This is a genomic window from Synechococcus sp. A10-1-5-9, assembly GCF_047716785.1.
Taxonomy (GTDB): domain Bacteria; phylum Cyanobacteriota; class Cyanobacteriia; order PCC-6307; family Cyanobiaceae; genus Synechococcus_C.
This window is the reverse complement of sequence record NZ_CP180406.1, coordinates 2,258,577-2,271,223: the sequence shown is the minus strand read 5'-3', so window position 1 is coordinate 2,271,223 and position 12,647 is coordinate 2,258,577. Positions and strand designations below refer to the sequence as shown.

Annotated in this window: 10 protein-coding genes, 1 tRNA gene and 1 pseudogene; 9 read left to right on the top strand and 3 right to left on the bottom strand. The window is 58.6% G+C overall.

Annotated features, from left to right (window positions below):
- Positions 1-24: 24 nt before the first annotated feature.
- The 7 genes and pseudogenes from grrA to ACLM45_RS11920 all read left to right on the top strand — a co-directional run.
- On the top strand, positions 25-357 hold the full coding sequence (grrA, locus tag ACLM45_RS11950; protein ID WP_415409493.1) for a GrrA/OscA1 family cyclophane-containing rSAM-modified RiPP: 333 nt from the start codon (positions 25-27) through the stop codon (positions 355-357).
- Positions 354-1,505 carry a cyclophane-forming radical SAM/SPASM peptide maturase GrrM/OscB gene (gene grrM / locus ACLM45_RS11945; RefSeq protein ID WP_415409492.1) on the top strand — a complete coding sequence of 384 codons (1,152 nt, stop codon included), beginning with the start codon at positions 354-356 and terminating at the stop codon, positions 1,503-1,505. The genes grrA and grrM overlap by 4 nt, the downstream gene beginning before the upstream one ends.
- 315 nt (positions 1,506-1,820) lie before the next feature.
- Positions 1,821-2,288 carry a ribosome maturation factor RimP gene (rimP, locus tag ACLM45_RS11940; RefSeq protein ID WP_415409491.1) on the top strand — a complete coding sequence of 156 codons (468 nt, stop codon included), beginning with the start codon at positions 1,821-1,823 and terminating at the stop codon, positions 2,286-2,288.
- Between the two features lie 48 nt (positions 2,289-2,336).
- Complete coding sequence (gene nusA, locus ACLM45_RS11935; RefSeq protein ID WP_415409489.1) at positions 2,337-3,749, top strand: transcription termination factor NusA; 1,413 nt, start codon at positions 2,337-2,339, stop codon at positions 3,747-3,749.
- Entirely contained in the window at positions 3,746-4,027 is a 282-nt protein-coding gene (locus ACLM45_RS11930; protein ID WP_006043237.1) for a YlxR family protein, read from the top strand. Before nusA ends, ACLM45_RS11930 begins: the two co-directional genes overlap by 4 nt.
- Positions 4,028-4,090: 63 nt before the next feature.
- Positions 4,091-7,510, top strand: a complete 3,420-nt coding sequence (infB, locus tag ACLM45_RS11925; RefSeq protein WP_415409487.1) for a translation initiation factor IF-2 — start codon at positions 4,091-4,093, stop codon at positions 7,508-7,510.
- A pseudogene (locus tag ACLM45_RS11920) lies at positions 7,510-8,070 on the top strand (low-complexity tail membrane protein); the annotation flags it as partial. The gene infB and the pseudogene ACLM45_RS11920, both read left to right, overlap by 1 nt.
- A 48-nt stretch (positions 8,071-8,118) precedes the next feature.
- Here the strand turns inward: ACLM45_RS11920 and ACLM45_RS11915 are convergent.
- Entirely contained in the window at positions 8,119-8,334 is a 216-nt protein-coding gene (locus ACLM45_RS11915) for a DUF3493 domain-containing protein (protein WP_415411427.1), read from the bottom strand.
- Positions 8,335-8,416: 82 nt separating this feature from the next.
- Here ACLM45_RS11915 and ACLM45_RS11910 point away from each other — a divergent pair.
- Together ACLM45_RS11910 and ACLM45_RS11905 are read left to right on the top strand one after the other, a co-directional pair.
- Positions 8,417-8,489, top strand: a tRNA-Thr gene (locus ACLM45_RS11910).
- Positions 8,490-8,571: 82 nt separating this feature from the next.
- Complete coding sequence (locus ACLM45_RS11905; RefSeq protein WP_415409486.1) at positions 8,572-9,729, top strand: DUF389 domain-containing protein; 1,158 nt, start codon at positions 8,572-8,574, stop codon at positions 9,727-9,729.
- Positions 9,730-9,807: 78 nt separating this feature from the next.
- Here the strand turns inward: ACLM45_RS11905 and ACLM45_RS11900 are convergent, their stop codons facing one another.
- Positions 9,808-11,349, bottom strand: coding sequence for a TRIC cation channel family protein (locus ACLM45_RS11900; protein ID WP_415409484.1), 1,542 nt, complete (start codon positions 11,347-11,349; stop codon positions 9,808-9,810).
- Positions 11,350-11,541: 192 nt separating this feature from the next.
- Positions 11,542-12,621 (bottom strand): photosystem II q(b) protein, encoded by a 1,080-nt coding sequence (psbA, locus tag ACLM45_RS11895; protein ID WP_006040880.1) that lies wholly within the window; start codon positions 12,619-12,621, stop codon positions 11,542-11,544.
- Positions 12,622-12,647 lie beyond the last annotated feature (26 nt).

Here is a 12,647-nt window from a genome sequence, read left to right as displayed (position 1 = left end):
TTCGTCCATTCCCATTTCTGAACCATGAACAAAACAAGTCTGCTGAGCCTTATCGCCGTCCTTGCGACCAGCGCCGTTCTCTGCGAGTCCTCGAAAGCCGCCGTGCACCGCGAGCCTGATCTCGGCAATGCGCTCGAACAGCGCATTGAACGGATGGGAACGAAGGCCTGGGCTCTCCTCGACAGCAACGGCATCACCGGCAGCACCCCCGACTCCATTGCCAGGGCCTGGGGCAACGGCGGTGGCCGGGCCTGGGGTAACGGTGGCCGGGCCTGGGGCAACGGTGGCCGGGGCTTTGCTAACGGCGGCGGCGGCGGATTCGCCAATGGCTACCGCGGCGGATTCGCGAACTGGTGAACACGTCTGATTACGGCCCCATCGGTCTTCTGGTGATCCAGTCGACCTCCCTCTGCAATCTCGACTGCAGCTACTGCTACCTGCCAGACCGACAGAAGCGGAACATCTTCAACCTCCAGCAGCAGCTACCCCTGCTGCTGGAGCGGGTGTACGAAAGTCCGTTTTGGGGTCCCCATCTTTCGATTCTCTGGCACGCCGGAGAACCCCTGACGTTGCCGGCTGCTTTTTATGACGAAGCCAGCGTCATCATCAATCGGGAAACTGCTGATCTTCAGGCCCAGGGGGTGGTGATTGAGCAGCACATTCAGACCAATGCCACGTTGATCAATGACGCCTGGTGTGACTGCTTTCAACGCAACAACATCGTGGTGGGCGTAAGCATTGACGGTCCCGAAGACATTCACAACAGCCACAGGCGATTCCGCAATGGCCAGGGCTCCTATGCGAACACCCTGAATGGCATCCACACCCTCAGAAAGCACAACATCGACTTTCACGCGATCGCCGTGCTCACTGAGGATGCTCTTGATCAACCCGAGCGCATGTACACCTTCTTCCGCGATGAAGGGATCCATGCACTTGGGTTCAACGTGGAGGAGCAGGAGGGTGTTCATACCAACTCCTCGATGCAGGGACTGGCCAAGGAACGTCGTTACCGCGAGTTTCTCTCCCGTTTCTGGGCCCTCAATCAACAGGACGGTTTTCCTTTGCGCATCCGGGAATTCGACCAGGTGATGGGAATGATCGCCGGCGGCCAACGTCTGCTGCAGAACGAAATGAACCGTCCTTACGCGATTCTGAGCGTGGATGCGAAGGGCAACTTTTCCACCTTCGACCCGGAGCTGCTCTCGGTGGAAACCGAGCGATACGGATTGTTCAACCTTGGCAACATCCGCGATCTCTCACTCTTGGATGCGACGCAAAGCCCCACATTTCAGCGTCTGTTGCAGGAGATGCAGGCCGGAACAGAGCGCTGTCAACAAACCTGCGAGTACTACGGGTTTTGCGGAGGCGGAAACGGCAGCAACAAGTACTGGGAGCATGGGAGTCTTGATGCTGCAGAGACCTGCGCCTGCCGCTTCTCGAGCCAAATTCCTGTTGACGTGGTGCTGAACAAGATGGAACTGGAGAGTGCACCCAGCACCTGAATCACTCGCTCGCCACCATCCACCCTGGGCTTCGCTGCGATCGTCGGCAGGATCTCGTAGGCAACCAGGGTGCCTATGCAATCGAGGCTCATCTCCATTCACTGATGAAAGCAGCACACGGTTCTGATAGCCCACAGTCCCGCCTGGGAAGGCCGTGAATCAGGTGATTTCAAAATCAGCGCGACAACGATCCAGAAGCCAGCAGCCGAACCTCGATCACCTACATTTAGGAAAGGCCTGGTGAGTACCTCTCTCCGGGAGGGTGATCACAGCATCAACCATCGGGCCTGAGCCCGAATCACTCTCGCCTAGCCCTTGCCCCATCCACTGCTGCCGGACATCACCTCCGTTGCTGCAGCCACAGCTGCAGCTCAAGGTTTTGAGCTGGCAGGCATTCAGATTCTCACCCACCTTCAGCCGATGACGGTGCAGGTGCAGATCCGTCGCAGTGATGGTTCTGACGTGTCTCTAGATGACTGCGCAGGTTTCAGTAGACCCATGGGAGAAGCGCTCGAATCGCAGACACTGCTCACTGAGGCGTATGTTTTGGAGATCAGCAGTCCTGGAATCGGGGATCAGCTCCAGAGCGATCGGGACTTCCAGACGTTTCGCAGTTATCCGGTTGAAGTCCTCTACCGCGATAACGAAGGCAGGGAACTACGGCAACAAGGCTCCCTTCTCGAACGCGACAACGACCACGTGCACGTGAATGTGCGTGGACGCATCAAACGCATTTCCAGACCTTCTGTGATTTCCGTTCAGCTCATCAGCCCCACTAGCTGAATCACCTCCGCCCGCTCATCTCCTTTTCTCTTTTACGATCTCCACCCGATGGCTCTCGTTCTTCTTCCCGGACTCAGCAACCTGATCGAAGACATCAGTGAAGAGAAGAAGCTCCCTCCCCAGGTGGTGGAAGCAGCTTTGAGGGAAGCCCTCTTAAAGGGATATGAGCGTTATCGCCGCACGCTTTACCTAGGACTGGGTGAAGACCCTTTCGATGAGGAATACTTCAGCAACTTCGATGTCGCCCTCGACTTGGATGAGGAGGGTTACCGCGTACTCGCCAGCAAGATCATTGTTGACGAGGTCGAAAGCGAGGACCACCAGATCGCCTTGGCAGAAGTGATGCAAGTCGCCGATGACGCCCAGGCTGGTGACACTGTGGTTCTGGATGTCACCCCGGAAAAAGAAGATTTCGGGCGAATGGCAGCTGCCACGACCAAGCAAGTTCTCGCCCAGAAGTTGCGAGACCAGCAGCGTCGGATGATTCAGGAAGAGTTTGCCGATCTTGAAGATCCTGTCCTCACAGCCCGCGTGATCCGCTTTGAACGCCAATCCGTGATCATGGCCGTGAGCTCTGGCCTTGGGCGTCCAGAGGTGGAAGCTGAGCTTCCGCGAAGGGATCAGCTTCCCAACGACAACTACCGCGCCAACGCCACTTTCAAGGTCTTCCTCAAGGAAGTCAGTGAAGTTCCCCGTCGTGGTCCCCAGCTGTTCGTAAGCCGAGCCAACGCAGGGCTTGTGGTGTATCTGTTCGAGAACGAAGTCCCCGAGATTCAGGAAGGCTCCGTCAGGATCGTTGCTGTTGCACGAGAAGCGAATCCACCGTCCCGTTCCGTTGGACCACGCACCAAGGTTGCTGTTGACAGCATCGAACGCGAGGTCGACCCCGTAGGTGCCTGCATCGGTGCACGCGGATCACGGATTCAGCAGGTTGTGAATGAGCTGAGGGGCGAGAAGATCGATGTGATTCGCTGGTCAGCCGATCCTGGCCAATACATTGCGAATTCCCTTAGCCCTGCCCGCGTGGATGTGGTGAGGCTGGTGGATCCCGTCGGTCAGCATGCCCATGTGCTGGTACCTCCGGATCAACTGAGCCTGGCGATCGGACGGGAAGGGCAGAACGTTCGCCTCGCTGCCCGTCTGACGGGCTGGAAGATTGATATCAAGAATGCCAGCGAGTACGACCAGGCCTCCGAGGATGCGGTCGTATCCGAGCTGATTTCCCAGCGGGAACAGGAAGAGGCCCTGCAGCGGGAAGCCGAAGAGCGAATTGCCGCCGAACAGGCCGCCAGAGCGGAAGAGGATGCCCGTCTGCGGGAGCTTTATCCCCTGCCGGAAGACGAAGAGGAGTACGGCGACGAAGCGGTTGACGACGTTGAAATGCCTGAAGGTGCAAGCGACGAGGCCAGCGAACCGACCCCAGAATCTGATGAATCCTCCAACGAGGTAGGAGCCCGGTGAAGCCACAGCGCCCCATCCTGCGACGCTGTGTCGCCTGCCGTCAGCTGCTGGATCGAAACCTTCTCTGGCGGATTGTGCGTGACCATCGGGATGGGGTCCTCCTCGAACAGGGAATGGGGCGTTCTGCCTATCTCTGTCCTCAGGAGAGCTGTCTAGAAGAAGCACAACGTCGGAAGCGACTGCAAAAAGCCCTGCGATGCCAGGTGCCTGACAGCGTGATGGCGACGTTGAAACAGCGACTCTTCTCTGAGAAGGAGACAGTCGCTGAGGCAAGATGAACATTGGCCCCACCTTGAGTGATGCCCCGAGGCACACCGTGCCCGGACCGACCGGAGACCTGAATGACCAGCAGCGGCAAAGTCAGAATCTATGAGCTGTCCAAGGACCTTGGCCTGGACAACAAAGACGTGCTGGATGCCGCGGAGAAGCTGTCCATTGCGGCCAAGAGCCACAGCAGCTCGATCAGCGAGATGGAAGCTGGGAAGATCCGCAGCCTCTTAAAGGCAGGTGGCACGCCCCGCCCCGCAGCCTCTCCTGGCAAGCCCACGCCGAGTAAGGCCATCCTCTCCGTTCAGAAAGCCGCCGGTCAGAGCAGTAACACTCCGGCGCGCCCAGCTCAGCCCAAACCCGCAGCAACCAAACCCCTCGCTTCACCAGCTCCAGCCTCCCCCAGCAAAGCGAGCTCACCGCAGCAACCGCCCGCGAGGCCTGCAGCCCCTTCACGACCGGCCGCGCCAAAAGCCACTGGTCCCCAGAGCACCACACCCCAGAAACCCGTGGTGCGACAGCAACCGACAGCGCAGCAACCGGTTCCCAGGCCGAAACCTGCACCTGCACCTGCACCTGCACCTGCACCTGCACCTGCACGCACAGTCAGCCGTCCGCCATCACCTCCCGCGCGTCCGGTTCCCCAACAACCCTCCGCGTCTTCCCCGAAGCCCCGCGGTGCCGCTCCCATGCGTAGGAGTTCTCCCAACGATGCACAACGGCCAGCCAATGCACCTCCAAGCCGTCCCCAACCCAAAACTCCTGTCAACAGGAATGCTCCCCCTCCGCAGCGGCCAGCGGCAAAACCTGAACTGGTGGGCCGCCCTCAACCCAAACGGCCGGCAGGACCACCATCGGCTGGACCACCAACCCGACAAAATTCAGGGGCAGGGTCTCCCAGACCGGCCGTAAGCCCTCGCCCCAGTGCGCCAGGAAGCCAACGAAACATGCCTCAACGGCCTGCCGGTGCCCAACGTCCCGGCTCACCCGCACGACCTGGGACTGGATCGGGACGTCCATCCCGCCCGGGTGGCAACTCGCTTGAGCTCGTCGGTAAGCCGATCCGCAGAGATAGCGGCGGCACCAGGGGTGATGGTGGCCGCCCCGGGGGAGGGCCACGCCCCGGACCCGGAGGAAACCGTCCTGCCATGCCGCCCGGTATGCGCAAACCGGTTGCCCCCGGCGAGCTCATGCAGCTGCAGAAACCAACCGGACGGCCAGGGGTTCCGCCACCGAGACGGCCTGATGGAACTCCGGTCAGCCCCAGAGCGGACGGGCCAAAAGCAACTCCTCCGGTGTCACGCCCAACCGCGACACCGCCCTCGCCAGCGACGGCACCAAGACGCCCAGGTGGATTCAGGCCAGGCGCGGGTCCTGGAGGACAACGGCGCCCAGGACGTCCCGATTGGGACGACAGTGCCAAGCTCGAGGCACTGCGAAATCGTTCACCGCAAAAGCAGCGCCAGAAAGTTCACATCATCGGCGAGAACGACGATTCACTGGCCGCGCAGACCGGGGGATTCGCAGGCGAACAGGAAAACATGGTGCTGTCGGCAAGCCTGGCGCGCCCGGCCAAGCCGAGAGCCCAACAAAAGGCTGCCCCCAAACCAGTGGCGGCCATGCGCAAGCGCCGCAAAGAAACCACCAGGCAGCGACAACGTCGTCGGGCCATGGAGTTGCGTGCTGCCCGTGAGGCCAAGCAGGTCAGGCCCGAAATGATTGTTGTACCGGAGGACAACCTCACGGTTCAAGAGCTGGCTGACATGTTGAGTGTCGAAAGCTCGGAAATCATCAAATCCCTGTTCTTCAAGGGAATCATCGCCACGGTGACCCAGTCCCTCGATATGCCCACGATCGAAGCCGTGGCGGAGGAATTCGGTGTTCCCGTCCTTCAGGACGACGTTGAGGAAGCCGCGAAGAAGACTGTGGAAATGATCGAGGAAAAAGACCGCGATCATCTGATCCGCCGGCCCCCCGTCGTGACCGTCATGGGCCACGTGGATCACGGCAAAACAAGCCTGCTCGACGCCATTCGCAAAGCTCGTGTGGCGGCGGGCGAAGCCGGAGGCATTACCCAGCACATCGGTGCGTATCAAGTGGAGATCGAGCACGGTGGCGAACCTCGCAAGCTCACCTTCCTCGACACACCTGGCCACGAGGCGTTCACAGCCATGCGCGCCCGCGGCACGAAGGTCACTGACGTGGCTGTTCTTGTCGTGGCAGCCGATGATGGAGTGCGGCCTCAAACGCTCGAGGCCATCAGCCACGCGCGCGCTGCCGAAGTACCCATTGTCGTAGCGATCAACAAGATCGATAAGGAAGGGGCCTCGCCTGATCGGGTGAAGCAAGAGCTCTCTGAACAGAATCTCCTGGCCGAAGAGTGGGGCGGTGATGTGGTGATGGTGCCCGTCAGTGCCATCAAGTCAGAGAACGTCGACAAGCTGCTGGAGATGCTCCTGCTCGTCACCGAAGTTGAGGATCTCCAGGCCAATCCCAATCGCCTGGCCCGCGGCACGGTGATCGAGGCGCACCTCGACAAGGCGAAAGGTCCAGTGGCCACCTTGCTGATCCAAAACGGAACGTTGAGAACGGGCGATGTTGTGGCAGCGGGGCCTGTGCTCGGCAAAGTCCGCGCCATGGTCGATGACGCCAGCGTTCGCCTCAAGGAGGCAGGTCCATCCTGTGCCGTTGAAGCCCTTGGATTCAGCGAAGTGCCGACGGCCGGTGATGAGTTTGAGGTGTACCCGGATGAGAAGTCAGCCCGTGCCGTGGTCGGTGACCGTGCATCCGATGCCAGAGCCACCCGACTGGCCCAGCAGATGGCCTCGCGCCGTGTCTCCCTCACCGCGATGTCCGGTCAGGCGAATGAAGGCGATCTCAAGGAACTCAATCTCATCCTCAAGGCCGATGTGCAGGGTTCAGTTGAAGCCATTCTTGGCTCTCTTGAACAGTTACCGAAGGACGAGGTGCAGGTGAGGGTGCTGCTCTCAGCCCCTGGAGAGATCACTGAAACCGATGTTGACCTTGCCGCAGCATCTGGAGCCGTGATCGTGGGATTCAACACTTCCATGGCCTCTGGAGCGCGCAAGGCCGCGGACGCGACCGGTGTCGATGTTCGCGATTACGACGTCATCTACAAGCTCTTGGAGGATATTCAGCTGGCCATGGAAGGCCTGCTCGAACCTGAACTCGTCGAAGAGGCTCTCGGCGAGGCCGAGGTGCGCGCCGTGTTCACGATCGGCAAGAGCGCCGTGGCCGGTTGCTACGTGACCACGGGCAAACTGCAGAGAAACTGCAAAGTCCGAGTGCACCGTGGGAAGGAGATCGTCTATTCAGGCGCTCTCGACTCTCTGCGCCGCAACAAGGACGACGTCAAAGAGGTGGCAACAGGATTCGAGTGCGGGGTGGGCACGGATCGCTTTGCCAACTGGAAAGACGGTGACCGGATCGAAGCCTTCAAGATGGTCACCCAGCGACGCAAGCTCACCACCTGATGATCACCCGCCGAGAGCCGCTCCTCTGGCTTCAGCTGATGGCCTTGGCCGTGATTCCGCTGGAGCTCGAGCTGCTCAGGCTCCTTCTTGCAAGCAGCTCCTTCGGCCCCTCTCCAGCCCTGGAACGCCTATTGGTGTGGAGTCTGTCTGTGGTGGCGCCGGGGTACTGGCTGGTGCAACGGCCGGTGGACTGGGGATCATTGCTGCTGGTGCGCCAGCCTCTTTCAATCCGTCAGATCGCCCAGCGGCGGATCAGTGCGCTTCAACAATCACCCGCACTGCGCATCGCCACGGTGTTCGGCATGGTGCTGCTGCTGATGGTGTTCTGGTGGATCGATCGTTCAGCCCTCTTGGTGATCGATCTCTCGCCTCTCAGAGCAGGGAGCCGGCTCACGGGATTACTTCTCTCGGGCCTGCTTCTTTCTCTACTTCTGTGGCAGTGGCAACAGCTCTGCTCAGCCCTTTGGCTGCTCACCCGTTCTGACGCAAACGTCCTCGCCGTTGAGCCCCTCAGCGACGAACAGATGCGCAACGATCGAACCAGCTTTGGCTTCGGGCTGCTCACTCTTCCACCGTTGACATGGTCATCACCCAGCAAAAGCTCAGGTCTAAGTTCGGGGCCGATCAAACCAGAGCAAGCTTCCAAAGAGAACAACCGCTCCGATCTGGATCAACAAGTCGCTGGGAACGACGGGGTTCCCAGCACTGAGGCGAAAAGCCATCACGAAGAGACCCAGACCACCGGAACCGAACAAAGCGACCCAGAGAAGACGCCTGAATCCCCTCCAGGGAGTGCGTGACTCCTGAAGGAGTCTCTGACGCATAGCCGGATCCAGATCTCTGTCTCCTTGTTGATCTGATGTCACGGGCTGAAAGCGTGGCCTCAAATGTTAATTTCCATAGGACGCCGATGTAGCTCAGCTGGTAGAGCAACGCTTTCGTAAAGCGTGGGTCGCCTGTTCAAGTCAGGTCATCGGCTTGCAAAGTCTGTTGTTTCCAGTCCTTCATCGTCTGTCAGAAAGCTGAATCGATCAGGCTGCTGAGATTCTTTCGAAAGGTTCATGGACTCGGAGAGCGCCTACAGCCGCATGCTCAGGCGACTGCACCGCAGTCATATGCGTGATGCCTGCCTTGATGAGGTTTTCATCGTGTTGAGCGTTGGGGCAAGCCTAATTGCCACGCTCGGGCTGCTTGCGAACAGCGCCGCCGTGGTGATCGGCGCCATGGTGGTGGCCCCGTGGATCATGCCGCTGCGGGCGGCCGCTTTTGCAATCCTGCTTGGAGAGATTCAACTGCTGGGGCGATCACTGCGCACCTTGATGGTGGGGGTAGTGAGCACCACACTCTTGTCTCTGGTGCTGGGATACCTGGCGGATTTACCGCGATTCGGCACTGAAGTGCTGACCCGAACAACGCCGAATCTGCTTGATCTCGGCATCGCCCTGGTGGCTGGCGGCCTTGCCACCTACGCCAAGCTTCGCAGCGATGCGGTGAGTTCCTTGGCAGGGACCGCCATTGCCGTGGCTCTTGTTCCGCCGGTGTGCGTGATGGGTCTGCTCCTTTCACAACAACAGTGGAACGAAGCAGTAGGTGCTGGCCTGCTTTTCGCCACCAACCTGCTGGGCATCCTCACCGGTGGCCTAGTGCTGATGGCCTGGAAGGATCCCGAATTCAGACAGGTGTTCCGACGCAGCCACCTCAGCGCAGCCAGTTTCACTCTCACCGGCCTGCTCCTTGTGCCACTCGGCAGTAGTTTTCTGAATTTGTTGGACAGAGCCCAGAAGGACAGCACCCGGGACATGGTTCAGGAGACCATCGAGGGTTTCCTGACGCGGGAGACGCTGACGTTCGGCGATCGGGAAACTGTGGATGTTGAGCGTGTTGATATCGTCTGGAATCAAAATCCTCCGGTCATCCGCGTCATCGTGCGGGTCTCGGATCCAGCCCTGCCGAGTTTCAAGCAGGTCTCAGCAGTCCAGGAAGAAATCAACCGCAGGCAAGCCATACGTTTCCGGTTGGTCGTACAGCGCACCGCAGTCGATGTCGTCGGACCTGAGGAAGCTCCAAATCCTGCGACACCCGCCGCCGAACAATTGTTGGCGCCTGCACCAAAGCCAGAACCGCCTCTTGGTTCAGGTGAGTCGGACGCCGTTCCATCCGAGAACAACCTGAGCGTTGATTCAGAGCCGATTCTGCCCCCAAATTTCCCTACAAACTGACGACAGCCCGTTGGAGTGAAAGGAAGCGTGTTGGAAAATCAGGCGGCAGAAGACCAATGAACCCTTGCAGATGAGCGGTCACTGAAGCCTTCGCCCGTATTCCCCTTCTGAATGAGCGGTTGGAGGCATCGTTTCCCTGTCTGGCATTGACGCGAAAGCAGGAGCCTGGATGCCCCGTTGAATCACTAGAACCCTCGTCAACAGACAACCGATACCGGTCAGAGCAACGGCGATCTTGATCGACATCAGATTGAAGCTCTCTACGTCCGCATAACTGACGATAAAGAGCGAAAATAGAAATCCCCAGAGCAGAGAAATCTCTGCGTAAAACTCATGATGAAGCGACGGATGGCTGGCATCAGCTCTGATCACGTCGCGCAGGATCGCGCCACCAGCCCCTGTCATTGCACTGAAAATCGGACCCCAGATCAACAGGGGATCGCACCGTTCCTCCACAGCAACAATCACACCCACAACAGTGAATGAAGCAAGACCAACGGCATCAAACAATTTAATGATCCAGTTGCCCTTCTCTTCGATCGTTGGAATCAATCGCAGGCGCACATGCCGCTCAGGCAATCGCAGAGCGACAAAGCTGATCAACACGACAACAAAGACAACCGCAAGGTGATTGGGAGAGTCCATCACGGCAGGGCGATCCCGGTTAACAAGCAGATCCCTGAGGATTCCCCCACCCACTGCGGGAAGACTGGCGAGAACGAGCGCCCCGAAAAGGCTGAATTTCTCTTTGCGTGCCAGAAGAACCCCTGAGAACGCGAAGGCTGCAGTCCCAATGTTGTCGAGCATTCGAAACCATGGCTGATCAGCGGCCAATCCAAGAAGTGTGGGGAAAAGATACCCTCGGACAATCATGTTGTATCGCCCACTCTCGCGAATCGTCTGAAGTGCTTGATTGAAAGAGCTCACTAGAGCAGGCGAGGTACTGCTTCGGCTGAACAAAGCCACGATTGGACCACTAAAAATGGGCGTTTCACCCATGACCAACTGACTCGCGAACTTGTTTTCCCAAATCAACGATGCGCCGACCAATCGGTCCACAGGAACCAGGTCAACCTTGCCCTCGATAAGGTTCTGGAGATTTGATTGGACACTCGCACTGGAGAGCACCCGGTTGCGGTTAGCAGGTGCACTTAAGAAGTCATCAATCACATCGCCATAGAAATAACCATCAACGACCCCGAGTCGCAGCTTGCTGTTGGGAAAGTCTTTGATGAATTTATCTTTATTGATAAATCGTCTCGCCTGTGCATCTCTTCGACTCGCTACGAGAACGACATCTTCGGTTCGATAGGGGGTCGAAAAATAGACATAGTTTTCGCGCTCTTCGGTCATGAAGGCTCCCCCGGCGATATCACGCTTGCCCTCTTTCAGTTGCTGCTGATGCTCATCCCAGTTGATCTGGGGTAACTCGAGAGTGAAGTCAAGCTGATTTTCAAAGATCTCTCGAAACAATTCGATATCGAGGCCTGTCAGTCTCTGAACCTCGTCTGTTTTTTCCTCGTATTGGTATGGCATCCACGGGTACCAGCCGCCACGGAGTTTTGAGACAGCGGCAGCGCTGACACTCACTCCAAGCGAGAGTGTCAGCAGCAGCAGCACCAGTAGACAGCATCTTGCTCTCCACACTGACCCTTGGCGCCTCATGAATCTTTATGGCTGTGCTCCGATTCTTGACAAGCAGGAACCAAGGCGCAGCAATCTGTCTAAAAAACCAAAACAAAAAGCCCCCACCGTGAGGTGAGAGCTTTCCGATTCAACTGACGCTGAATCTTTGGGTAAGAGACTTCAGCCTCAGCCGATGGCAGGTGCTTGCAGAGCCACAGGAGTGGACTCAGCAGCAGCCAGGTCGAGGGGGAAGTTGTGAGCATTGCGCTCGTGCATCACTTCCATGCCGAGGTTGGCGCGGTTCAGCACATCAGCCCAGGTGTTCAGGACGCGGCCCTGACCATCAAGGATGGACTGGTTGAAGTTGAAACCGTTCAGGTTGAAAGCCATGGTGCTGACGCCCAGGGCAGTGAACCAGATGCCGACCACAGGCCAGGCAGCCAGGAAGAAGTGAAGGCTGCGGCTGTTGTTGAAGGAGGCGTATTGGAAGATCAGGCGACCGAAGTAACCGTGGGCAGCCACGATGTTGTAGGTCTCTTCCTCTTGGCCGAACTTGTAGCCGTAGTTCTGGGACTCGCTCTCGGTGGTTTCACGCACCAGGGAGGAGGTCACCAGTGAACCGTGCATGGCGGAGAACAGGGAGCCACCGAACACACCTGCGACGCCCATCATGTGGAAGGGGTGCATCAGGATGTTGTGCTCTGCCTGGAACACCAGCATGAAGTTGAAGGTGCCAGAGATGCCGAGGGGCATGCCGTCAGAGAAGGAACCCTGACCGAAGGGGTACACCAGGAACACGGCGGAGGCAGCAGCCACAGGTGCGCTGTAAGCAACGCAGATCCAGGGGCGCATGCCGAGGCGGTAGGAAAGTTCCCACTCGCGACCCATGTAGCAGAAGATGCCGATCAGGAAGTGGAAGACAACCAGTTGGTAAGGACCGCCGTTGTACAGCCACTCATCGAGAGAAGCAGCTTCCCAGATGGGATAGAAGTGCAGGCCGATGGCGTTCGAGGAAGGAACAACAGCACCAGAGATGATGTTGTTTCCGTAGATCAGGGAGCCGGCGACGGGCTCACGGATGCCGTCGATGTCGACGGGGGGTGCTGCGATGAAGGCAACGATGAAACAGGTGGTGGCAGCCAGCAGGGTGGGGATCATCAGCACACCGAACCAGCCCACATACAGGCGGTTGTTGGTGGAGGTGACCCACTCGCAGAAGGACTGCCAGCCATTGGCGCCGGAGCGCTGCTGAATGGTGGTGGTCATGAGTACGGGGGAGAAAGCGTCAGGGA